This window comes from Micromonospora sp. ATCC 39149 (assembly GCF_000158815.1).
Lineage (GTDB): Bacteria > Actinomycetota > Actinomycetes > Mycobacteriales > Micromonosporaceae > Micromonospora.
In genome coordinates, this window is sequence record NZ_GG657738.1 from 2890275 (window position 1) to 2912127 (window position 21853).

A 21853-nucleotide genomic window follows, 5' to 3' on the forward strand; every position below is an offset into this window, starting at 1 on the left:
GGTCCGACAGCAGGTACGAGCCGGTCGGACGGCGGACGGCGGACGGCCGGGACGGCCGGTCATCCGGGTCAGCCGGGACCGAACTCGCACAGGACGACCGAGGCGTCGTCGGTGGCCTTGTGCCGGCGCAGCCGGTCCGGCTGGTCGCGCTCGGCGGCGCGGACTCGGTCGATCAGCACGGCCGGCCCCTCGGCGGTGACCAGGTCCAGCATCCCCGCCCAATCCAGCAGCCCGAACTGCTCGACGGCGCAGGAGGCGCCGTCGGTGAGCAGGGCCGCCCGGCGCAGCCCACCCGGACCGCGCAGCGACTCGGTGCCCGTGACCGCGTGATACGCGGCATCGGGGTTGGCGGCGGCGACCCAGTAGCCATGGGTGCGGTTCATCCGCTCCCGCTGCAGCCCGACGGCCCGCCGGAACCGGGTGACCGGGTCGTCGTCGCCGGCCGGGGCGGGGCCCCCACCCGGGGGGACTCGGCGGTCCCCGGACAGGGCGGACGCCGTCCGGCGCAGGTCGGCGACCGCGTTCTCCAGCCGGTCGTCGGTGACCGCGCGCACCCGGCCGCCGACGTCGAGCACCAGCGGGCTGTCGCAGAGCACGAGCCAGTCCACCTCCTCGCCGCTCGACCGCAGCAGGCAGGCGGTGGACGAGGGCGTGCCGGGGTGGTCGAGGTCGCAGTCGCCGCCGTGGTCCGCCCGTACCGCCAGGATCGCCGCCGCGAGGGTGCTCATCAGGGTGGCCGCGGGCCGGGCGGCGGCGGCCAGCCCGATCCGGGCGGCGAGGTGCCGGACGTACCAGGCGGGCCCGTGCACGCAGCCGGTGGCGAAGCCCTCCGGCACGGTCGCGCCGTCCAGCACCCCGACCAGGGGACCGAACCGGAAGACCAGGTCCTCGTTGACGGCCCGGCCGGGTGCCGGCGCGGACGCCGACCGTACCCGCATCGTCGGCCCCGTCGACCCGGCGCGGGTGCCCGGCGCGGCCGCCGCCTCCGCCGGGGTGGTCGCCTGTCCGGTCGTCACGGTCCGTCCGGGTCGAGCGTCCCCGGCCGGTACGCCCCCGTGCGTTGCCGCCATGCTCCGCTCCCTCCGCCGGTGCCCGCCTACCCCGCCAGGCGGGCCGCATGCCCGATCTCGCGCCGTGACCGGGATTCACCCGAGCGGGTACCGCGGGACCGGGTACAGCGGCACGGGGTCGATTGTGCCGGGTCAGCGCCGCCGGTTACGGGCCCGGGAGGAGCGCAACCGGCGCAGCCGGCCGACGAGCACCGGCTCGGCGGCCAGCGCGGCCGGATTGTCCAGCAGACCGTTGAGCAGTTGGTAGTAACGCGTCGCGGAGAGGCCGAAGGCGTCCCGGATCGCCTGTTCCTTGGCCCCCGCGTGCCGCCACCACTGCTGCTCGAAGGCGAGGACGCGCAACTCCCGCTCGGTGAGGCCGGGGGCGGCGGCGACCGGCCCGGTGGCCTCGGGCCTGGCGTCCTCGCGCGCTGCGGCGTCACTCCCGGCGGCCTCGGACCCGGTGGGGGTGCGCGCGGCGGGCTCCGGCGCGGTGGGGGTGGGGGTGGCGGACTCCGGGGCGGAGCGGGGCGGAGGGACGGCAACGCCCTCCCGGGTGCCCGTGGCCTCCCGGCCACCGGGGTGCCCCGGCTCGGGCCGGTCGGTGGCGGCCGGGGCGGCGTCGGCAGGCGGCATGGCGGTCCTCACGCGGGCGTGCGAAGGGCCGGCGAGGGCCCGCCGACCCGGGATCCCCAGCCTAACCAGGGCGGACCCGGACCGCATCGGACGTGCGGTGCGGTCCGGGCCACCCGGTGCCACTGCTCAGGCGACGTCCCGCTGGCGCATGCTGACCAGCGCAGCGCCGAGGACGGCCACCAGCGCGACGAAGAACAGGATCGACGCGTGCTGCCAGGTCAGGTCGAAGGTGTCCGGCTTGCACTCGCCGAAGTGGGAGGAGGTGTTGCAGGAGTCCCAGTCCTCCAGGGTGACCTTCTTCGTCATCCACGCGAGCCCGTACGTCGGCAGCAGCCACGCCTCGACGAAGCGTGCCCCGGCCATCGACATCACGATGCCCAGGCCGAACTGGCCGACCACGACGGCACCGATCGCCCCGCCGAGGGCCATCGCGGTGTGCCGGCCCAGCGAGGCCAGCGCGAACCCGAGGGTCGCGGCGACCACGACCAGCACCAGCCCGCGCAACCCGGTCAGCGCGAACGACTGCCACACCCCGGACGTCATCTTCTCGGTGGTGCCGCGCAGCGTACCGACGGTCCAGAACCCCGCGGTCCACACCGCCGCGGCGGCCAGGGTCACGCCGACGAGCCCGGTCAGCAGCGCCGCCAGCTTGGTCAGCAGCACGGTGAGCCGCTGGGGCCGCCAGAGCAGCAGGTTCGTCATCCCGCCGGAGCTCCACTCGGCGCCGACGAAGGAGGCACCGATCACGAACCCGATCAGCGCCAGGATCGCGGTGAAGGTGACGATCATCTCCTCGAAGCTCGCGCGGAAGTCGAACGTCGACGGCAGGAACCACTGCGCCTCGATGCTCTCCGGCGGCGGCGGGGTGATCATCTCGCAGTCCGGCGGGTACCGGCCGTCCTGCTGGTCCTGACCGGATGCCTTGGCCTGCTCACAGGACTTGCGCTCCGCCTCGGCCCAGCGCACCTGCTGCTGGTACTCCTGCTCGGCCTTCTGCTGGGCGGCGGCCAGCTGGTCGGGGCCGATCTTCTGATTGGTGAAGAAGACCCCGACGAGGACGGCCCCGAGCACCAGCAGGCCGAGCAACGTCGCCCAGCGGGCGAAGCGCCGCTTGCCCAGCCGGCGCAGCTCCGTGCGATAGAGGCTCATGCGCCCCAACCTCCTCCGGCGACGCCGGGCTGACCCGCGTCACCGACCTTCGTGGACTGGTCGACCTGGCGGTGCTGCCCCGGGACGGGGGCGGTCGCGGTCAGCTCCAGGAAGACGCTCTCCAGGTCGACCGTGACGGGGGCCAGCTCGCTGACGTACAGGCCCTGGCCGGCGAGGATCCGGCTCACCTGGGCCGGCTTCTCGACGCCGGTGAGCATCAGGTGGTCGTGGTGGGCGGTCACCGCCACGCCCGCCCGGCTGAGCGCGTCGGCCGCCGCCGGGAGGTCGGAGACCGCCTCCAGCCGGACCCGCACGGCCCCGCCGGAGTGCTCGGCGAGCACCTGGTCGACCGGGCCGAAGGCGACCCGGCGACCGAGCGAGATGATGGTGACCGAGTCGCAGATGAGCTGGATCTCGCCGAGGATGTGGCTGGAGAGCAGCACGGTCATCCCGGAGGCGGCCAGGTCCCGGGTCAGCGTGCGCATCTCCCGGATGCCACCGGGGTCGAGGCCGTTGGCGGGCTCGTCGAGGATGAGCAGCTTCGGTTTCTTGAGCAGCGCGGAGGCGACCGCGAGCCGCTGCTTCATGCCGAGCGAGTACGTCTTGACCCGCTCGCCGGCCCTGTCGCGCAGGCCGACCAACTCCAGCACCTCGTCAACCCGGGTCTGCGGCACCTCGCCCGCCCCGGCCAGCAGCGACAGGGTGTCACGCGCGGTGAAGTGCGGGAAGAACTGCGGGCTTTCGACGATCGCGCCGACCTGATTGACCACGGCGGGCAGGGCGGCGGGCACCTCCTGCCCGAGGATGGCCATCCGGCCGCCGTTGGGCCGGATCAGCCCGAGCAGCGTACGCAGGGTGGTGGTCTTGCCCGATCCGTTGGGACCGAGGAAGCCGTGCACCTGCCCCTGCTCGACCAGCATGTCGAAGCCGTCGAGGGCGTGTCGAACCCCCCGACGGCGACTCTTGTACGTCTTGCGTAGACCTTCTATTTCCAGGACAGCCGACAAGCTGCGCCTCCCCCGATGAGTACGGTGAACGACGCACACCATACGCGGTATGCAGAAGGATGCAATACCGGGTATGCAGTCGGGCGCGTCACGCTGCGTGAGGGGGCCCCTTCTCCACCAGAGGCGTCAACAGGGGGCCCCTCCTTGCACCTCAGGCGGTGATGACGTGGACGCCCGCCATGCGGAACGCCTCCACCACCTCCGGGTTCGCGCCCGAGTCGGTGACCAGGGTTTCCACCCGGTCGACGGGGCAGATCCGGGCGAACGCGTGCCCACCCAGCTTGGACGAGTCCGCGATGATCACCACTCGCTTCGCCCGCGCCACCATCAGGTTGTTCATCGCCGCCTCCCCCTCGTGGTGGGCGGCAGCGCCGAGCTGCGGGTCGATCGCGTCCACGCCGAGCAGGGCGACATCGAGGGTGACCTCGCGCAGCAGCGCCCCGCCCAGCGGGCCGACCAGTTCGAACGACTTGGGCCGGACCACGCCGCCGGCCACCACCACCTTCATCCGGGAGCGGACCAGCAGCTCGTTGGCGATGTTGAGCGCGTTGGTGACGACGGTGAGCTGGGCCCCCTCGGCGCTGGTGTTCAGGTCGGGCCGGACGGCCAGCGCGCGGGCCACCTCCGTGCTGGTGGTGCCACCGTTGAGGCCGACCACGGTGCCCGGGGAGACCAGCGCGGCGGCGGCGGCCCCGATCCGCTGCTTCTCGGCCGAGTGCTTGGCGGTCTTGTAACGCAGCGGCAGGTCGTACGAGACGCCGTTGGCGACCGCGCCGCCCCGGGTCCGGATGATCATCTGCTGCTGGGCGAGTTGGTCGAAGTCGCGCCGGATGGTGGCCTGGGAGACGTCCAGCCGCCCGGCGGCCTCCTCCACGCTCACCCGGCCGCTGTCGGTGAGCATCTCCAGCAGGGCGTTCCATCGGGCGTACCGGTCCACCGCGGGGCCTCCACTGGGCTGCACGAAGGGTGATTGATTGCGTGCACAGTAGTGCGCGAAACTACGCTGGTGCAAAACTCCGCTCTGCGCGATCGGGGAGCCGGTTGCCAGAGGCGCGCGACTTCGCGCAGAATAACGCGCGAAAGGCGGCCTTATTGCGCCGTATTGCGCACGACCTCCTAGTGGGGAGTTCTCATGGCGTTCGTGCCCGCGGAGATCGCGAGTCAACCCGACTGTTGGCGGGAGGCAGCGCTGCTGGCCCCCACGGTCGCCGAGCACCTGCCGCGCCCCGGGGAGCGCGTCGCCGTCGTCGGCTGCGGCACGTCGTGGTTCATGGCGGCGGCGTACGCCGGGCTGCGCGAGACCGCCGGCCAGGGCGAGACCGACGCGTTCCAGGCTTCCGAGTTCCCGACGGGCCGCCGCTACGACCGGCTGATCGCCATCACCCGCTCCGGCACCACCACCGAGGTGCTGGAGCTGCTCGCCGCGCTGCGCGGCCAGGTCCCCACCACCGTCATCGTCGGCGACCCGACCTCCCCCGCCGTGGAAATCGCCTCCGCCGTGGTGGCCATGCCGTTCGCCGACGAGCGATCCGTGGTGCAGACCCGGTTCGCCACCACCGCGCTGGCCCTGCTCCGCGCCCACCTCGGCGACAACCTCGCCGCGCTCTCCGCCGACGCTGAGGTCGCCGTCCGGGCCCCGCTGCCGATCGACCCGGCCCGGATCGAGCAGGTCACCTTCCTCGGCCGGGGCTGGACCATCGGGCTGGCCCAGGAGGCGGCGCTCAAGTGCCGCGAGGCGGCCACCTTCTGGGCCGAGGCGTACCCGGCCATGGACTACCGGCACGGCCCGATCTCGGTGGCCGCACCGGGCCGGCTGGTCTGGGCGTTCGGCGACATCCCCGAAGGGCTGGCCGAGGACGTCGCCGCCACCGGGGCCGCCTTCGTGCACAGCCGCACCCACGGCTGCCGCGCCGTGCTCACGAGCTGGGCGGCCGGGCGCACCCCGGTCGACCCGATGGCCGACCTGATCCTCGCCCAGCGGTTCGCCGTCGCCCTGGCCACCAGCCGCGGCCTGGACCCCGACGCGCCCCGACACCTGACCCGCTCCGTGGTCCTCGCGTGAGCCCAGCCGATGTCGTCGTCGCGCTGGACGTGGGCGGCACCGGCATGAAGTGCGCGCTGGTCCGCCCGGACGGCACCGCCGTGCACACCGAGCGGCACCCGACCGACGCGGGCCGGGGCCCGGACGCGGTCATCGAGACGATCCTCGACGTCGCCGACGGGTTGGCCGGCAAGGCCCGCGCCGACGGGCTCGACCCCGTCGCGCTCGGTATCGCCGTGCCCGGCGTCGTCGACGAGCCCGCCGGGGTGGCCGTCTGGTCGGCGAACGTGGGCTTCCGGGACGTACCGCTGCGGGACCTGGCGACGGCGCGGCTCGGGCTGCCCACGGCGCTCGGCCACGACGTGCGCGTCGGCGGCCTCGCCGAGGCCCGGCTCGGCGCGGGCCGGGGCACCGGGCACGTGCTCTTCGTCGCGGTCGGTACCGGCATCGCCGCCGCCCACGTGGTCGACGGGTCGGCCGCCACCGGCGCTCACGGTGCCGCCGGGGAGATCGGCCACATCCTGGTACGCCCCGGCGGGCCGCGCTGCGGCTGCGGGCGCGACGGCTGCCTGGAGGCGGTGGCCTCCGCCTCGGCGATCGCCCGCCGGTACGCGGAGGCCCTCGACGCGGCCACGACCGGCGCGGCGACAGGCGGCGTGGCGACAGGCGGAACGGAGAAGACCGGCGCGGCGGTGAGCGCCGCCGAGGTGGCCGACCGGGCCGCCGCCGGGGAGGCCGTCGCCGCCCGCGTGTGGGCGGAGGCGGTAGAGGCACTGGCCGACGGGCTGGCCACCGGCCAGGCCCTGTTCGACGTGCAGACCGTCGTCGTCGGCGGCGGTCTGGCCCAAGCCGGTCCCCGCCTGTTCGACCCGCTGCGTGCCGCGCTGCGCGAGCGGATGACGTTCCACCGCCAGCCGCGCTTGGCCGCGGCGGCCCTGGGCGACGGGGCCGGCTGCCTCGGCGCCGCCCTGCTGGCGCTCGACGCCCGCTGATCGACCTGCCCGCCTCACACACCTGGAGAAAATGATGACCCTGCGGGTGAACGGCAAGGTGGTGACCCCGACCGGCGTGATCCGGCAGGGCTGCGTGGAACTCGACGGCGACCGGATCACCGCCGTCGCCGAGTACCCGTCGATACGTGACGGGCACTGGATCGTGCCCGGCTTCGTGGACATGCACACCCACGGCGGTGGCGGGCACACCTACACCACCGGCGACGCCGAGTCCGCCCGGCAGGCGGCGGCCTTCCACCTCGGGCACGGCACCACCACCATGCTGGCCAGCCTGGTCAGCTCGCCGTTCGAGCTGATGCGGGCGGCGACGACCGCGTTCCGGCCGCTCGTCGAGGAGGGCACGCTGGCCGGCGTCCACTTCGAGGGGCCGTACCTCTCCTCGGCCCGGTGCGGCGCGCAGAACCCACAGTTCCTCCGCGACCCGGCCGTCGACGAGTTGGCCGAGCTGATCGAACTGGGCGGGGGCGCGGTGCGGATGGTCACCCTGGCCCCTGAGCGGGACGGCGCGCTGGAGGCGATCAAGCTGCTCACCGCACACCGGGTCGTCGCGGCCGTCGGTCACACCGACGCCACGTACGACCAGACCAGGGCCGCCGTGGCGGCCGGCGCGAGCGTCGGCACCCACCTGTTCAACGGCATGCGCCCGATGCACCACCGCGAGCCCGGCCCGGTCGTGGCCCTGCTGGACACCCCGAACGTGGTATGCGAGCTGGTCGCCGACGGGGTACACCTGCACGACAAGATGCTCACCTTCGTCACCGCCACCGCCGGCCCCGAACGGGTCGCCCTGGTCACCGACGCGATGTCCGCCGCCGGCATGCCCGACGGCGAGTACGAGCTGGGCGGCCAGACCGTCACCGTCGCCGACGGGGTGGCCCGGCTGGCCGCCGACGGGGCGATCGCCGGCAGCACGCTCACGATGGACGCCGCCCTGCGGCACGCCGTGCACGCCGGCGTCCCGATGGCGGACGCCTGCCGGATGGTGGCCACCACCCCGGCCCGCGCCATCGGCCTCGGCGACCAGGTCGGCGCGCTCCAGGTCGGCCTCCGCGCCGACCTGGTCGTCCTCGACGACGACCTGAACGTGATCCGGGTGATGCGCGGCGGCTCCTGGATCAAGTGACGCCCCGGGCCGGCCGCCGGGCCCCGCTCGGGCGGCCCGACGGCGCGGCTCCCAGCGGGTCAGTGCAGGGCGTCGACCTCGACGCCGAGGACGGCCTGCTCGTCGGGGCGGTGCACCAGCACGTCGGCGAGGTACGACTGGACCGCGTGCCGCATGCCCACGTCCCGGCCGGCCCGCTCGGAGGCCAGCCACTTGTGCTCGATGATCTGGGCGAACAACTCCTGCGGCTCCAGCTTGCGCCGCAGGTGCGCCGGCACCGCCCGGACCACCGGCTCGAACACCTCGGTGAGCCAGCGGTGGGAGGCCTGCTGCTCGTCGGTCAGGTCGCTCTCCGCCCGGTACGCGTCGAGGTCGTTGAGCAGCTTGCGGGCCTGGTTCTCCTCGGCGTCGAGGCCGGTCAGGCGAAGCAGCCGGCGGTGGTGGTAGCCCGCGTCGACCACCTTGGGCCGGACCAGGTACCGCCCGTCGGGGATGGTGGACAGGGCCACCTCGGCCACGTCGAAGCCCAGCTCGTTGAGGCGGCGGATCCGGCCTTCGATGTCGTGCCGGGCCTCCCGCTCGACCTGCTGCTCGTAGGTGATCTCGTGCCAGAGCCGCTCGTAGCGCTGCACGACCTCCTCGCACACCACCTCGGGGTCGATCGAGTCGTGCAGCAGGCCGGCGGCCTGGAGGTCGAGCGCCTCGCCGAAGATGTTGACCCGGGCGATCTCCAGGTCCTCGCCGCGCTGGCCGTTGGACAGGGAGTTGCGCAGGGCCCCGGTCTCGGCGTCCACCAGGTACGCGGCGAACGCGCCCGCGTCGCGGCGGAACAGGGTGTTCGACAGCGAGCAGTCGCCCCAGAAGAAGCCGGTGAGGTGCATCCGGACCAGCAGCACGGCGAGGGCGTCGAGCAGCCGGCCCATCGTCTCCGGGCGCAGCGTGCGGGAGAACAGCGCCCGGTACGGCAGGGAGAACTGGAGATGCCGGGTGATCAGCACCGGGTCCAGCGGCTCGCCGTCGTCGGTCTGCCGGTCGGCGACGATGGCCACCGCCTCCACCGACGGGAAGTCGATCCGTTCCAGCGCCCGCAGCAGGTCGTACTCCCGCTCGGCGACCCGCTCGCCGGTCTCCTTCACCGCGTAGACGTACCCGCCGAGACGGACGAAGCGGACGATGTGCCGGGAGATGCCCTGGGGCAGCGCCACCAGGTGCTCGGCAGGCCACTCCTCAAGCGGGGTCGACCAGGGAAGGTCGAGCAGCGCCGGGTCCACGAGGGCAGAGGTGATCCGCACGCCGACCAGCATGACGGGTCACCCCGCCGGAGCGCTCCCCATCGTGGCTCGCCCCACAGCGGGAAAACGGCGGCCCGGTAGCGTGGTCGCGTGCGCGAAACCCAGACGGTACGGCGGAAAGTGCAGTTCAGGCCGGTGCGCCCGGCCGGCTGGTGGTGCGATCTGCTGCTGCTCGCCGGATTGGTCGGGTTGACGGTCGCGCTGGCCGCCGACCGGCTGTTCGGCGTCGACCGCGCGGTCGCCGACTGGGCCGAGGCGCACCGGCCCGCCGCGGCGTACTGGGTCGCGGTGGTGCTCAACTACCTGGGTCAGGGCACCCCGCTGACCCTGATCGCGCTGGGCATGGGGGTGCTGCTGGCCCGCCGGGTGCGATCGGTGCGCCCGGTGCTGCCGCCGGTGCTCGCCTTCGGGTTCACCTACCTCACCATCGGTCCGCTGAAGGTGTGGACCGCCCGGCCCGCGCCGAGCGCCAGCGTCAAGGAGCCGTTCCTGCCCCCCGAGGCGACCCTGCCGCTGTTTCAGCACGACCTGCCGGTGCGGTTCGCCCAGTCCTACCCGTCGGGCCACGTCGCCAACGCGATCGTCTGGTACGGGGTCGTCGCGCTGCTGCTGACGCCGCTGCTGGCCAGCTTCGGCCGGACCGTCCCGCCCCGGCTGGTCACCGTCGTCCGGCTGGTTCCGCCGGGCCGTCGTGCTCTGCACCACCACCTACCTGGGGTGGCACTGGTTGACCGACTCGGTGGCCGGGTTGCTGCTGGGCCTCGTCCTGGACCGGCTGCTGCACCGGGTGCCATGGGACGACGTGCCGCTGCCCCGCCGGCGGCTGGCGGGCTGGGACCGTCCCCGCGCTGTTCACCGCGACACCCTAGGGTTCGGGCCATGGAGCGGCTGGCGCGGCGGTTGGGCGTAGCCGATGCGGTGGTCGTCGGTCTGGGGTCGATGCTCGGCGCGGGCGTCTTCGTGGTCTTCGCCCCGGCGGCGGCGTCGGCCGGCGGCGCGGGGCTGCTGGTGGCGCTGACCCTCGCCGGGTTCGTTGCGTTCTGCAACGCGACCAGCTCGGCCTGGCTGGCGGCCCGCTACCCGGAGTCCGGCGGCACGTACGTCTACGGCCGGGAGCGGCTGGGCCCGTTCGCCGGCTTCCTGGCCGGCTGGGGCTTCGTGGTCGGCAAGACGGCGAGCTGCGCGGCGATGGCGCTGACCGTCGGGGCGTACCTCTGGCCGGGGCGGGCCCGGGTCGTCGCCGTCGTCGCCGTCGCGGCGGTGACCGCCGTGAACCTGCGTGGCATCGGCAAGACCGCGACGGCCACGAAGGCCCTGGTGGGCGTGGTGCTGGCGGTGCTGGCCCTGGTCGCGGGGGCCGGCCTGCTCGGCGGCGGCTTCGACGCGGGCCGCATCGCCGGCCCCGCTGCCCCCGGCGGCACCGGAGCGCATGGTGTGCTGGCCGCCGCCGGGCTGCTCTTCTTCGCCTTCGCCGGGTACGCCCGGATCGCCACCCTCGGCGAGGAGGTACGCGACCCGCAGCGGACGATCCCCCGGGCGGTGCCGCTGGCGCTCGGCCTGGTGCTGGTGATCTACCTGGTGCTGGCGGTGATGGCGCTCGGCGTGCTCGGCCCCGAGCGGCTGGCCGCCTCCACCGCGCCCCTGGCCGACGTGGTGACCCTGGCCGGGCTGCCCGGCCTCGCCTGGGTGGTCCGGGCCGGGGCGACGGTGGCGGTGACCGGGGTGCTGCTGTCCCTGCTCGCCGGGGTAGGCCGAACCCTGCTGGCGATGGCCCGCCGCCGGGACGTGCCGGCCGGCCTGGCCGCGGTGCACCCCGTGCACCGGGTGCCACACCGGGCCGAACTGGCGGTGGCCGCCGTGGTGGCGGCCGTGGTCCTCGTCGGCGACGTACGCGGGGCGATCGGCTTCTCCAGCTGCACGGTGCTGGTGTACTACGCGATCACCAACGCGGCGGCGCTCACCCTGGGCCGGGACCCGGGCCGCCGGCTGCCGCTGCGGCTGCTCGCCGCGCTGGGGCTGGTCGGCTGCGTGGCGCTCGCGGTCAGCCTGCCCCCGGCCAGCGTCCTCGCCGGGTTCGGCGTACTCGCCCTCGGCGCCGCCTGGTACGCGCTGCGCCCCGCTACTCCTCGCTGACCCGGGGCGGTGGTGGGCCGGCCGGGGTGGCGGGCGGGTGCTCTGGCGGGGGCGGGGTGGTCTCGCGCAGCAGGGCGGTCAGCCCCGCCCGGCGGGCCACCACGGTCAGCCAGTCCCCGGCCGTGATCACCAGGCGGGGGTCGGCCGACCAGTTCGCCTTCTGGCCGGCGCGGGCGTGCGCGAGCAGGCGTACCGCGCCGGGGTGGGCCACGGCGGCCAACGGGCGGCCGTCCAGCGGCGACCCCGCGGCCACCTGGACCTCCGTGACCAGCAGCGCGTGCCGGCCCACCGGAATGGTGGCGATCACCGCCCGGTCCAGCAGCGCGGCGGCGAACGCCGGCGCGGCCAGGTACGACACGCTGCGCGAGATGCCGATGCCGAACGCCTTCTGGATGCGCTCGGCGAAGTCGCCGTCGAACAGGCGCAGCACCACCCGCAGGTCCGGGTCGAGCCCCCGCGCGTTCAACGCGGCCCGCAGGTTCACCCCGTCATCGGTGGAGACCACGACGAGGGCCTGGCAGGTCTCGACGGACGCCGACCGCAGCGTCTCCTCCCGCCCGGCGTCGCCGACCACCAGCGGCACGCCGAGCCGGTGAGCCAGCGACGCGCCCCGGGCGTCCGGGTCCTTGTCGATGGCCACCACCTCGACGCCGAAGTCGTGCAGTTGGGCCATGACGCGGGTGCCGATGTTGCCCAGCCCGACCACCACGACGTGCCCCGACCGGGCGGGCTGGATCCGGCCGGCGTGCAGGGCCAACCGGGCGTTGACGATCCCGTCGACGACCACGGCCGTGATCAGCGGGATCAACGCCAGCCCGGCCAGGTTCAGCACCACCTGCATGACCTGGGCGGCCACGGGCTTGGCGACATCCGGGTCCTCGCCCGTGAGCGTGGTGACCACCGTGAGGTAGAGCGCGTCGGCCCAGCCCACGTTCGCGGCCCGGGCGTTGAGCCAGCCCAGCGCGGCGATGATGGCCAGCAGCACCAGCACCGCGATCCCGATCTTGCGGGTGGCGAAGCTGCGGACCGCCCGGAGCAGCACGACGACCGGCTGCCGACGGCGGCGGGCGCGGACCAGCCGGCGGGCGGCCAGTTCGGTGCCCGGCGGCTGCCCGGTCGCCTCGGCCAGCACCACGTCGGCCGTCGTCTCGTCGGCGGGCAGGACCCGGGTCCGGGCCGGATCCCGGGTGTCGGCCACCCCGCACACCACGTCCGTGGGGCGGACGTCCGCGCGGCGGGCCACGTAGAGGGTGCGCCCCGCGTGCCGGAAGTGGGTCGGGGCGACCTCGCCGAGGGCGGCGGCCACGAACGCGGGGGCGGCCATGGAGGCGTCGGAGAGCACCGCCGAGTCGGGGAAGAGCTGCCGCAGCCCGTTGGCGAGGCTGGTGTTGAACATGCGGACCACCAGCCGCAGCCGGGGCTCCACCTCCTGCGCGCAGAGCGCGGCGTGCATGTTGCCGACGTCGTCCTGGTGCAGCAGCGCCAGCCCGTCCGCGCCGGCCAGCCCGGCCCGGCGAAACGTCACCTCGTCGAGCCGGTCGGCCCGCACGACCTGGATGCCGGGAACGTCGCGCCCGTCCGGGCCGTCGGAGCGGCGGCGCTCGGGCACCACCAGGGTGATCCGCGGGCGGCCGGATTCCAGCTCGGTGGCGAGCAGCGCACGCACCACCCAGTACGCCAGCGGGTCCGACCCGCAGACGACGTAATGCGGACGAATCTCCCCGTTCATCCGCAGCCGCCAGCTGGTCGCGCGACGCGCGCGGTCACGCAGGGGCTCCGCCATGCGCCGAATCGTAGTCAGCGGCCGACAGGCCGCGCAGCCCCGCGATCATGAACGAATGTCACGCCCGGGGGCGGGTAGAGCGACGGGATGCAGACCTTCCTGCCGTACCCGGACTTCCTGGCCAGCGCGCGGGCGCTGGACCCCCGGCGGCTCGGCAAACAGCGGGTGGAGGCCATCCAGGTGCTGCGCGGGCTGACCCGGCCGGGGTACGGCTGGCGCAACCACCCGGCGGTGCGGATGTGGGCCGGGTACGAGGAGGCGCTGGTCCGCTACGGGCTGGACGTCTGCGCGGTGTGGAGCGAGCCGGGACGGGCCGACACCTGCGCGGCGACGCTGGCCGCCGATCTCGCCGCCGCCTGCGGCGTGCGCACCGTACGCGTCCAGGCGGAGTTGGCCGACGCCGGTGAGCTGCCGCCCTGGCTGGGCCGCGACGACCTGCACCGCAGCCACCGCTCGTCGCTGCTGCGCAAGGATCCGGACCACTACCGCCCCCTGTTCGGCGACGTCGAGCCAGACCTGGAGTACGTCTGGCCCGCCTCCGACCGCGAGCGCCGCTGCTCCGTGCGCTGAGGCCCTCGGGGGATGTGAGAAGGGGACCCTTCTCTACCTCAGGCGTTAACAGGGGGCCCTTGCTTGCACCTGCGGCAGACTGGGGCGCATGGCACTGTCTCGGCTGGCGGGTCGCCTCCTCGGTGCACGGGAGCACGTGGTGAACCCGGGCGGCGGTGGCACCCGCCACGTGCCGCGCCAGGTGAAGGCCGTGGTGGTCGGTGGCGGGATCGCCGGCATGTCGGCGGCGGTGGTGCTCGCCGAGCGCGGGGTGCGGGTGACCGTGCTGGAGGCCGCCCCGACCCTCGGCGGCCGGCTCGGCGCGTGGCCGGAAAAACTGACCGACGGCACCCAGACGAACGAGCACGGCTTCCACGCCTTCTTCCGGCAGTACTACAACTGGCGGTCCATCCTGCGCCGGATCGACCCGGGGCTGCGGTTCCTCCGGCCTGTCCCGGGCTACCCGATCCTGAACGCCGACTGGCCGACGGAGGAGTTCGGGCGGCTCCCGCCGGCCCCGCCGGCCAACCTGCTGGCCCTGCTGCTGCGCAGCCCCAGCCTGCGCCTGGCCGACCTACGCGCGATGGACCGGGACGCCGCGCTGCCGCTGCTGACCTACGACCCGGTGCGCACGTACGCCGAGTTCGACAGCACCACCGCCGACGAGCTGCTGGACTCGCTGCGGCTGCCGGACCGGGCCCGGGCGATGTTGTTCGAGGTCTTCTCCCACTCGTTCTTCAACCACGAGGCGGAGATGTCGGCGGCCGAGATGATCGCCCAGTTCCACTTCTACCTGCTCGGCAACCCGGAGGGACTGGCGTTCGACTGCCCCGACGAGGACTACGGCACCGCCATCTGGCAGCCGCTCGCCCGGCACGTCGACAAGCACGGCGGGCGGGTGCGCACCGGCAGGGCCGCGACCCGGCTGGACCGTGGCCCCGACGGCTGGCGGGTGAGCGCCGACGACGGCACGGCGTACCCGGCCGGACACGTGGTGCTCGCCGTCGACCCGCCCGCCCTGGCCACCCTGGTCGCCGCCTCGCCGGTGCTGGCCGGGGCCGCGCCGGAACTGGTGGCGGCCATGCCCGCGTTCGGCACCCCCGGCCCGCCGTACGCGGTCGCACGGTACTGGTGCGACGGGGACGTCGACGCCGGCCGGGCGGTGTTCAGCGGGGTGTCCCGGCAGCCCACCCTGGACTCGGTGACCCTGTACCACCGGCTGGAGAACGAGTCCCGCCGTTGGGCGCAGCGCACCGGCGGCTCGGTGCTGGAGCTGCACGCGTACGCCTGCGCGCCGGGCGTGCCGGCGGACGAGCTGGCCGAGCGGATGCGGGCCGAGCTGGTGACGCTGTGGCCGGAGGCGGCCCGGCTGCGGGTGCGCGAGCTGCGGGCCCGGGTGGAGGCGCGGGCCCCGGCGTTCACCCCGGGCAGTCACGCCCGGCGGCCGGGGGTGCGCACCGACGCCGAGGGCCTGTACCTGGCCGGCGACGGCATCCGCACGGACTTCCCGAGCGCCCTGATGGAGCGGTCCGCGGCGACGGGGATCGTCGCCGCGAACCACATCCTGCGCGCCGAGGGCGGGGCGGCCGAGCCGGTCCACTCGATCCGCCCCCGCGGCCTGCTGGCCCGTTGGTAGGAGGGTCGGTTCGGCCTTCGTCTGTCACACCTCGATGGTTGCGGCGTCAGGGTGGCCCCTGCGTCACAATTCCCCACAAAGCAAACAATTGGCTCATATGATCGATGCATGCCCGGCGACGCCGGCAGGAGCGGGCAGGGAGGTCGGACGGGGTGTCGACAGTGCACCGGCGTGACGCGGCCGGCGGGCCCACGGGCAACCACGCGGCCGGCGGGCCGAGGACGGACGACGGCGAGTACGGCCACCGGGACGACGACGCGTACGGGCCGCTCCGGGACGAGCGGGGCTGCGTCGTGACGGCGCTCCGGCTGGGCTGGTGGATGGCCGACGCGTACCACCACACGCAGACCGCCGACCTGTCGGCACACGAGCGACGCCCGGATGGACCGCCGGCGAAGCTGACCAACCTCACCGGGATGTCCAGCCGGCGGCGGCTGCGGATGTATCTCGACGGGGTCGACGTGGCGATCGCCCAGATCGCCGCGCTGACCCGTACCGGCGGGACCGCGCCGTCCACCGCCGCCGTCCGGGCGGTCCCACCCGCCGAGATGGCGGCGGTCCTGCTCGCCCTGGACGACCTCAACGTGGACCTGCTGCGCTGGGCCATGGCGACGAATCACCGGGTGGGACTGGCGTACCGGCTCGGCCGGTCGCTGGCCGACACCGTCCGGCACGGCGACGCCGAGCAGGTGCCGTGGCGCTTCGCCGGCCGGCAGCACGAAATCAGCCGCTGGCTCGACGAGTTGGCGACCGTGCTGCCGCCCTACTCGGCCCCGGTGGTGCGCCGGTCGCTGCGGGCGTGGGCCGACGCGGTCACCCGGGCCCGGGTGGGCGACCCCGCCGAGGCGAGCCTCGACGAGCTGGCCCGCGAGCTGCGCAACCAGGGCGACCTGTGGCGCAACGTGCTTACCGGCGGGCTGCACCCCCGGGACCTGCTCGACGAGGAGGACTACGCGGTCGTCGCCCGGAACGTGATCATCCGGGATCGGAAGCTGGTCGTGCAGGCGGCCCGGGGGATCTTCTGGCCGGTGCTCGTACCGCTGCTGGCGGTGCTGTTCGCGGTGGTCGGGGTGAGCGCCGCCGCGGCGGCCGGCTCCCCCACCACCCGCGCGGCCGTCGCCCTGGTCGGGCTGGGCGCCGGGCTGACCGCGATCTGGCGGACGGTGTCCGGGCCGACCCTCGCGGTCGCCGGCGAGGTGAACCGGCCGCTGCTGGACGGCGAGCTGACCGTGCGGATGGCGGACCGGGTCGACGGGCCGCTGGCCAACGCGCGGGCCGCCGCCCGGACCCGGCGGCAGCGCCACCCGGGTCAGGTCGCCGGAGGATCGAAATACGTTGCCGGCCTCGCCCCCGCCGACCTACCGTGATCGCGCCAGGCCAACCAGACAACCGGGAGACAGACATGTCGTTGTCGCACGTCAGAGGCGTGTCGTCGATGCCACCCGTCGACGGTTGCCGATTCGTCGCGCCCCGGGACGGGGGGCCCGGCTGACGCGTGCCCGCACGCGTCGGCCGCCCGTTCCCGCCGGACCGGGCGGCACTTCGCTGTCCGGCCCGGCCCCACCGTCAGCCCCGGAAGGAGAACCCGGTGGACGCCGTCCTCGTCATCAACGCCGACCTCGGCCCGCTGCACCGGGTCACCGTCCAGCACGCGATCCGGATGCTCTGCCGGCGGGTCGCCGAGATCCACGAGGCCGAGCCGGACCAGGTGATCGGGATCTTCCCGGTCCCCCGGGTGGTCCGCCTCGTCCGGTACGTGGTGACCCGTTGGCGGTTCAGCGCCGGGCCGGCCTGGTCCCGGGCGGGCGTGCTGCGCCGCGACGACCGGTGTTGCGCCTACTGCGGCGGGCCGGCCAGCACCATCGACCACGTCCTGCCCCGCTCGCGGGGCGGCCGGAACACCTGGCGCAACACCACCGCCGCCTGCTACGCGTGCAACCAGCGCAAGGGCGACCGGACGCCGGCCGAGGCGGGCATGCCGCTGCGGCACGAACCGGCCGTCCCGAGCTGGGCGTCGCTGGCGGTACGGTGACCGGCCGGCCGGCGGGAACGGGGGGCCGCGTCCGGGGTGTACGCCCCGGGCGCGGCACCCGCCGGCCCCGGCCGGGCACCGCACCCGGTGGAGCCGGATGCCCGGCCGGCCCCCCTGCCTTCCGGGCCGATGGCGGCATGGTCAGCGCTCTATCTCCCGTACCTTCGGCACCACCTTGCCGTTGGCGCAGCTCGCCCTGACCTCGCTCGCGTGGGTGGCGGAACCGAACACGACGCGGACCTCCCGGGTGGGTCCGGGCACGTGCTCCTCGACCTGGTAGCCGTCCGCCGGCGCGGTCGACGTCACCGCCGCGGTCTTGCCCGTGCAGGCGATCCGGACGGTGCCGCCGCTCGCGTGCACCGCGACCGCTGGCGGCTCGGCGGGAGTCGGCTGGACCGTGTGGCCGCCGGAGCCCGGGGCGGACGAGGACGGGGCCGCAGCCGTCGGTGACCCGCCCGGACTCCCGGGAGCCGACGGGCTCCGGGAGCCGCCACCCGGGCTCGGGCTGCGAACCGGCTCGCCGGGGCGGACCGATCCGCCGCCCCCGCCGGGCAGGTCGAGTCCACCGGTGGGCCGGCTCCCGTCGACGGGGGCGACGGTGCCGTGGGCGGAGGGCACCGCCGACGCCGTCAGACCGGACGTGCCGGGCCGGTGCGGACGGGACGAGTCGGCGAGCGGGCCGGCCGCCGCGACGGCGATGACCAACGCGCCGCCGACCACTACCAGGGCCCGGTACCGCCGCCGCGACGCCAGCGCCGCTCCACGCCTCGCGTCGCCGGTGCCGGCCTCCGCCCCGGCACCGCCCGCGCCGCCGGGCCGATCGGGGGCACCGCCGCCCGCGCCCGCTGCGGCGGCCGGGCCGCCGGGCCGGGCGGCAGCAACCCGGGGCCGGTCCGCCGCCTCGGCCCGCATCCGGGTGACCACCTCCGCCAGCCGTGCCGCCGCCTCCCCGGCCGACGGCCGGTCGGCCGGGTCCTTGGCGAGGCAGCGCCGGCACAGGTCGACCACCTCGGCCGGCACGCCGTCGAGCGGTGGCAGGGGCATCGGCTCGACGTAGACGTGGGCCCGCAACATCTGGGTGGGGGTGTCGGTCTTCCACGGCAACCGCTCCGTGAGCACGAGGTGGACGAGCAGCCCGAGCGCGTAGACGTCGGAGGCGGGCACCACCTCCCCGGCGTCGAGCCGCTCCGGCGCCAGGTATGCGGGGGTGCCCAGCAGCTGGCCGTCGAAGTCGATCTCCGGCTGACCGACGGCGGCGGCCGTGCCGAAGTCGACCACCTTCGCCCCGGACGGGGTGAGCATGACGTTGGCCGGTTTGACGTCGCGGTGCACCAGGCCCCGCTCGTGCGCCGCGGCGAGCGCGGCGGCGACCTCGGCGCAGATCCGCAACCCCTCCACCGCCGGCAGCGGCCCGTCTTCGAGCCGCCGGGCCAGCGTGGGGCCGGGTAGCAGCTCCATCACCACGTACGGCGCATACTCCCCGCTGCGGGTCATCGCCTCGCCGTAGTCGTAGACGTTGGTGACGTTGGGGTGGGACAGCCGGGCGGCGGCCCTGGCCTCGGCGCGGATGCGTTGACGGGCGGCCCGGTCGGAGCCGAGCAGCACCTTGATTGCCACGTCGCGTTCCAGCAGCTCGTCGTAGGCCCGGTGGACCACCGACGTGCCGCCCTTACCGATGCGATCTCCCAGGCGGTACCGGCCGTTGAGGAATTGATCGATCTGCACGGGCACAGCGTGCCAGCACAGGCCCCACCACACCAGCCGGTCGGGCCCCGATCGGGCAGGTCACCGCCGCCGCGCGGGCCGGCTCGACCGGTGCGCGAGCGTAGGAGTACGAGCGAGCAGACCGTCGTCGACGGCGGCCCGCCTACTCCCGGCGCCCGCCGGCTCAGCCGCGCGGGAACATCTGCCCGATGCGGATCTTGTTGCCGAACGGGTCCCGGATGCCGAAGTCGATACCGTACGGGCGCTCGGTCGGCTCGTCGGTGACCTCCACGCCCTTGGCGACGAGATCCTCGTACGTCTTCTGCGCGTCGTCGGTGGTCATGAAGAGGTAGCCGCCCAGCGCGCCCTTGGTGAGCAGCTCCCGGACCTGCTCGGCCGTCGCCGGGTCGAGGGCCGGCGGCCCGGGCTTCTCCAGCAGGATCTCCCGCTCCGGGTCGCCCGGGAGGTTCACCGTCAGCCAGCGCATGAAGCCGAGGTCGGCGTCGGTGTTGACCTCCATGCCGAGCTTGCCGACGTAGAAGTCGAGCGCCTCGTCCTGGTCGAGCACGTAGATCTGGGAGCGGCTGATCGCGTTCATCGTCATGCCCAAGACGCTAGGCGACCGCCCTGGCCTGGCGCTTATCCAAAACTGCTGGGTCGCGTCCAGGCCTTGGTGAAGCAGGCCGGCACGTCGGTCGGGGCCCGGCCCCGGCGGTACGCCGTCGGCGACTCGCCCACGATCTGCCGGAACGTCCGGCTGAACGTGCCGAGGCTGGCGAACCCCACCGCGAAGCAGATGTCGGTGACGTCCCGGTCGGTCTGGGTGAGCAGGTACATGGCGCGCTCGACCCGACGGCGTTGCAGGTAACGGTGCGGGGTCTCGCCGAAGGTGGCGCGGAAGGTGCGGATGAAGTGCGCCGGCGAGGCGTGCGCGATCCGGGCCAGGGCGGGGACGTCCAACGGCTCCGCGTACGCCCGGTCCATGGCGTCGCGGGCGCGCAACATCGCCCGGTTGGACTCCTCCACGGCGCGGCTCATCCCACTCCCGTCCAACCCATCGGTGGCGGGATATCCCGCCACCCGGGACACCGGTGAAACAGTGGAGCCCCCGGCCGGGATCGAACCGGCGACATCTCGCTTACAAGGCGAGTGCTCTGGCCAGCTGAGCTACAGGGGCGGATCGTGCGTGGTCAGCATAAGCGACAGAGCTGCGAACATCGCCCTCGGCAGGCCCTCCGAGCACGGAAAACGCAATCTTCCCGACCTCGAAGTCCCCCGTTCGTCGCCGCCCCGGCGGAATCGTGCGGAGATTGATGCCCGGCTGTGCCCGAGTGCCCGGAATGTGTGCGCCGTCCGTCCCACCCGATGCCTCATGTCTTGGCAGGTTACGAAAACCCGTTTACCGTGCAGTGACGCGGATGACATCTGGCTGCCCCGGCTGCCCGGCGTGTCGTCCGATGGCCGGCGTCACACGACGCCGGTCGCTCCTTCACTCGGATCGTCCGGCACGTTCCTGCCGGTGAAAGGAAGCGCTCCAGCATGGCTACGGTCACCTACGCGAAGGCGTCCCGCGTCTACGCGGGCACCGAGCGTCCCGCAGTGAACCAACTCGACCTCCAGATCGGGGACGGCGAGTTCCTGGTCCTGGTCGGTCCCTCCGGTTGTGGCAAGTCCACCAGCCTGCGCATGCTCGCCGGCCTGGAGGACGTCGACGACGGCGCGATCTACATCGACGACCGCGACGTCACCCACCTGCCGCCGAAGGCCCGCGACATCGCGATGGTCTTCCAGAACTACGCGCTCTACCCGCACATGTCGGTGTACGAGAACATGGCGTTCGCGCTCAAGCTGCGCAAGACCCCGAAGGACGAGATCGACCGGCGGGTGAAGGAGGCGGCCGGGCTGCTCCAGCTGGAGGAGTACCTCGGCCGCAAGCCGAAGGCCCTCTCCGGCGGTCAGCGCCAGCGGGTCGCGATGGGCCGGGCGATCGTCCGCGAGCCGCAGGTCTTCCTCATGGACGAGCCGCTGTCGAACCTCGACGCCAAGCTCCGGGTCCAGACCCGTACCCAGATCGCGTCGCTGCAGGCGAAGCTCGGCATCACCACGGTCTACGTCACCCACGACCAGGTCGAGGCCATGACCATGGGCCACCGGGTGGCGGTCATGCTCGACGGCGTTCTCCAGCAGGTGGACACCCCCCGGGCGCTCTACGACACCCCGGCCAACGTCTTCGTCGCGGGCTTCATGGGCTCCCCGGCCATGAACATCAAGACCGTGCCGTTCACCGAGCAGGGCGCGGCGTTCGCCGAGATGACCATTCCGCTGACCCGCGAGCAGACCGAGGCGGCCCAAGCCGAGGGCGGCAACGGCAAGATCACCGTGGGCTTCCGCCCGGAGGACTGCGACCTGGTCAGCCCGACCGAGGGCGGCATGCCCGTCGTGGTCGAGCTGGTCGAGGACCTGGGCTCCGACGCGAACGTGTACGGCCACGCCGCGCTGGAGGGCCACAACGAGCGCTTCGTGGTCCGCACCGACCGGCGCACCATGCCGAACATGGGCGACACCGTGTTCGTCAAGCCGCGCACCGGCCGTACCCACGTCTTCCACGCCATCACCGGCAAGCGGATCTGACGTAGCCAGCACGAAAAGGGCGGTCCGCCGGGTGGCGGGCCGCCCTTTTCGTCGTACCGGTGACGTCGTACCCGTGACTGGCTGGACATGCGGCGG

At 74.1% G+C, this 21853-nt stretch carries 19 protein-coding genes, 1 tRNA gene and 1 pseudogene; 10 read left to right on the forward strand and 11 right to left on the reverse strand.

All coding sequences use genetic code 11. The features are described 5' to 3' along the window. Nucleotides 1-68: 68 nt before the first annotated feature. The 5 genes from MCAG_RS12210 to MCAG_RS12230 all read right to left on the reverse strand — a co-directional run bounded on the left by MCAG_RS12210 (nt 69) and on the right by MCAG_RS12230 (nt 4778). Nucleotides 69-938 carry a hypothetical protein gene (locus MCAG_RS12210; RefSeq protein WP_036376948.1) on the reverse strand — a complete coding sequence of 290 codons (870 nt, stop codon included), beginning with the start codon at nt 936-938 and terminating at the stop codon, nt 69-71. A gap of 264 nt (nt 939-1202) precedes the next feature. Then, complete coding sequence (locus tag MCAG_RS12215; protein WP_036373216.1) at nt 1203-1685, reverse strand: DUF3263 domain-containing protein; 483 nt, start codon at nt 1683-1685, stop codon at nt 1203-1205. Between the two features lie 126 nt (nt 1686-1811). After that, nucleotides 1812-2834, reverse strand: coding sequence for an ABC transporter permease subunit (locus tag MCAG_RS12220; RefSeq protein WP_007073282.1), 1023 nt, complete (start codon nt 2832-2834; stop codon nt 1812-1814). Continuing rightward, nucleotides 2831-3754 (reverse strand): ATP-binding cassette domain-containing protein, encoded by a 924-nt coding sequence (locus MCAG_RS12225; protein ID WP_198141736.1) that lies wholly within the window; start codon nt 3752-3754, stop codon nt 2831-2833. Before MCAG_RS12225 ends, MCAG_RS12220 begins: the two co-directional genes overlap by 4 nt. A 238-nt stretch (nt 3755-3992) precedes the next feature. Continuing rightward, nucleotides 3993-4778 carry a DeoR/GlpR family DNA-binding transcription regulator gene (locus MCAG_RS12230; protein ID WP_007073284.1) on the reverse strand — a complete coding sequence of 262 codons (786 nt, stop codon included), beginning with the start codon at nt 4776-4778 and terminating at the stop codon, nt 3993-3995. Between the two features lie 195 nt (nt 4779-4973). Between MCAG_RS12230 and MCAG_RS12235 the strand changes: the two genes are divergently transcribed. From MCAG_RS12235 to nagA, 3 genes are read left to right on the forward strand one after another with little or no spacing between them, the layout of a single operon-like run. Continuing rightward, on the forward strand, nt 4974-5903 hold the full coding sequence (locus tag MCAG_RS12235) for an SIS domain-containing protein (protein ID WP_007073285.1): 930 nt from the start codon (nt 4974-4976) through the stop codon (nt 5901-5903). Beyond that, nucleotides 5900-6874, forward strand: a complete 975-nt coding sequence (locus MCAG_RS12240; RefSeq protein ID WP_007073286.1) for an ROK family protein — start codon at nt 5900-5902, stop codon at nt 6872-6874. Before MCAG_RS12235 ends, MCAG_RS12240 begins: the two co-directional genes overlap by 4 nt. A gap of 34 nt (nt 6875-6908) precedes the next feature. Next, nucleotides 6909-8018: an N-acetylglucosamine-6-phosphate deacetylase gene (gene nagA / locus MCAG_RS12245; protein ID WP_007073287.1), complete on the forward strand. Its 1110-nt coding sequence runs from the start codon at nt 6909-6911 to the stop codon at nt 8016-8018. Nucleotides 8019-8077: 59 nt separating this feature from the next. On the opposite strand, the gene MCAG_RS12250 is transcribed toward nagA, so the two are convergent. Further along, a complete protein-coding gene (locus tag MCAG_RS12250; protein WP_007073288.1) occupies nt 8078-9301 on the reverse strand; it encodes a DUF4032 domain-containing protein in 1224 nt (407 codons plus the stop codon). A 78-nt stretch (nt 9302-9379) separates the two neighbouring features. On the opposite strand from MCAG_RS12250, the pseudogene MCAG_RS30635 reads away from it, so the two are divergent. Together MCAG_RS30635 and MCAG_RS12255 are read left to right on the forward strand one after the other, a co-directional pair. Further along, nucleotides 9380-10199: pseudogene (locus MCAG_RS30635) on the forward strand (phosphatase PAP2 family protein). Then, on the forward strand, nt 10169-11422 hold the full coding sequence (locus MCAG_RS12255; protein ID WP_007073290.1) for an APC family permease: 1254 nt from the start codon (nt 10169-10171) through the stop codon (nt 11420-11422). Before MCAG_RS30635 ends, MCAG_RS12255 begins: the two are co-directional and overlap by 31 nt. On the opposite strand, the gene MCAG_RS12260 is transcribed toward MCAG_RS12255, so the two are convergent. Next, nucleotides 11409-13205 carry an NAD-binding protein gene (locus tag MCAG_RS12260; RefSeq protein WP_007073291.1) on the reverse strand — a complete coding sequence of 599 codons (1797 nt, stop codon included), beginning with the start codon at nt 13203-13205 and terminating at the stop codon, nt 11409-11411. The two genes, MCAG_RS12255 and MCAG_RS12260, sit on opposite strands and share 14 nt — an antisense overlap. 87 nt (nt 13206-13292) lie before the next feature. Between MCAG_RS12260 and MCAG_RS12265 the strand changes: the two genes are divergently transcribed. The 4 genes from MCAG_RS12265 (at nt 13293) to MCAG_RS12280 (ending at nt 17422) form a co-directional block, all read left to right on the forward strand. Then, on the forward strand, nt 13293-13775 hold the full coding sequence (locus MCAG_RS12265) for an MSMEG_6728 family protein (protein ID WP_007073292.1): 483 nt from the start codon (nt 13293-13295) through the stop codon (nt 13773-13775). 88 nt (nt 13776-13863) lie between these two features. Then, a complete protein-coding gene (locus MCAG_RS12270) occupies nt 13864-15390 on the forward strand; it encodes an FAD-dependent oxidoreductase (protein ID WP_007073293.1) in 1527 nt (508 codons plus the stop codon). Nucleotides 15391-15542: 152 nt separating this feature from the next. Then, on the forward strand, nt 15543-16757 hold the full coding sequence (locus MCAG_RS12275; protein WP_232290140.1) for a hypothetical protein: 1215 nt from the start codon (nt 15543-15545) through the stop codon (nt 16755-16757). Nucleotides 16758-16978: 221 nt separating this feature from the next. Then, nucleotides 16979-17422, forward strand: a complete 444-nt coding sequence (locus tag MCAG_RS12280) for an HNH endonuclease (protein WP_036373219.1) — start codon at nt 16979-16981, stop codon at nt 17420-17422. A gap of 141 nt (nt 17423-17563) precedes the next feature. On the opposite strand, the gene MCAG_RS33645 is transcribed toward MCAG_RS12280, so the two are convergent. The 4 genes from MCAG_RS33645 to MCAG_RS12300 form a co-directional block, all read right to left on the reverse strand. Next, nucleotides 17564-19147, reverse strand: coding sequence for a serine/threonine-protein kinase (locus tag MCAG_RS33645; protein WP_232290141.1), 1584 nt, complete (start codon nt 19145-19147; stop codon nt 17564-17566). Nucleotides 19148-19310: 163 nt separating this feature from the next. After that, nucleotides 19311-19730: a VOC family protein gene (locus MCAG_RS12290; RefSeq protein ID WP_050777940.1), complete on the reverse strand. Its 420-nt coding sequence runs from the start codon at nt 19728-19730 to the stop codon at nt 19311-19313. A gap of 35 nt (nt 19731-19765) precedes the next feature. Beyond that, a complete protein-coding gene (locus tag MCAG_RS12295) occupies nt 19766-20164 on the reverse strand; it encodes a helix-turn-helix domain-containing protein (protein ID WP_036373221.1) in 399 nt (132 codons plus the stop codon). A gap of 62 nt (nt 20165-20226) precedes the next feature. Further along, a tRNA-Thr gene (locus tag MCAG_RS12300) sits at nt 20227-20303 on the reverse strand. A 362-nt stretch (nt 20304-20665) separates the two neighbouring features. Here MCAG_RS12300 and MCAG_RS12305 point away from each other — a divergent pair. Continuing rightward, on the forward strand, nt 20666-21757 hold the full coding sequence (locus tag MCAG_RS12305; protein ID WP_007073299.1) for an ABC transporter ATP-binding protein: 1092 nt from the start codon (nt 20666-20668) through the stop codon (nt 21755-21757). The last annotated feature ends 96 nt before the right edge of the window (nt 21758-21853 follow it).

Excerpts from the sequence above, each read along its gene's own strand:
- MCAG_RS12305 (WP_007073299.1), top strand. The coding sequence starts at position 20,666 with ATGGCTACGGTCACCTACGCGAAGGCGTCCCGCGTCTACGCGGGCACC.
- MCAG_RS12215 (WP_036373216.1), bottom strand. The coding sequence starts at position 1,685 with ATGCCGCCTGCCGACGCCGCCCCGGCCGCCACCGACCGGCCCGAGCCG.
- MCAG_RS12210 (WP_036376948.1), bottom strand. The coding sequence starts at position 938 with ATGCGGGTACGGTCGGCGTCCGCGCCGGCACCCGGCCGGGCCGTCAAC.
- MCAG_RS12260 (WP_007073291.1), bottom strand. The coding sequence starts at position 13,205 with ATGGCGGAGCCCCTGCGTGACCGCGCGCGTCGCGCGACCAGCTGGCGG.
- MCAG_RS12290 (WP_050777940.1), bottom strand. The coding sequence starts at position 19,730 with ATGACGATGAACGCGATCAGCCGCTCCCAGATCTACGTGCTCGACCAG.
- MCAG_RS12270 (WP_007073293.1), top strand. The coding sequence starts at position 13,864 with ATGGCACTGTCTCGGCTGGCGGGTCGCCTCCTCGGTGCACGGGAGCAC.
- MCAG_RS12265 (WP_007073292.1), top strand. The coding sequence starts at position 13,293 with ATGCAGACCTTCCTGCCGTACCCGGACTTCCTGGCCAGCGCGCGGGCG.
- MCAG_RS12250 (WP_007073288.1), bottom strand. The coding sequence starts at position 9,301 with ATGCTGGTCGGCGTGCGGATCACCTCTGCCCTCGTGGACCCGGCGCTG.
- MCAG_RS12235 (WP_007073285.1), top strand. The coding sequence starts at position 4,974 with ATGGCGTTCGTGCCCGCGGAGATCGCGAGTCAACCCGACTGTTGGCGG.
- MCAG_RS12220 (WP_007073282.1), bottom strand. The coding sequence starts at position 2,834 with ATGAGCCTCTATCGCACGGAGCTGCGCCGGCTGGGCAAGCGGCGCTTC.
- MCAG_RS12225 (WP_198141736.1), bottom strand. The coding sequence starts at position 3,754 with ATGCTGGTCGAGCAGGGGCAGGTGCACGGCTTCCTCGGTCCCAACGGA.
- MCAG_RS12295 (WP_036373221.1), bottom strand. The coding sequence starts at position 20,164 with ATGAGCCGCGCCGTGGAGGAGTCCAACCGGGCGATGTTGCGCGCCCGC.
- MCAG_RS12255 (WP_007073290.1), top strand. The coding sequence starts at position 10,169 with ATGGAGCGGCTGGCGCGGCGGTTGGGCGTAGCCGATGCGGTGGTCGTC.
- nagA (WP_007073287.1), top strand. The coding sequence starts at position 6,909 with ATGACCCTGCGGGTGAACGGCAAGGTGGTGACCCCGACCGGCGTGATC.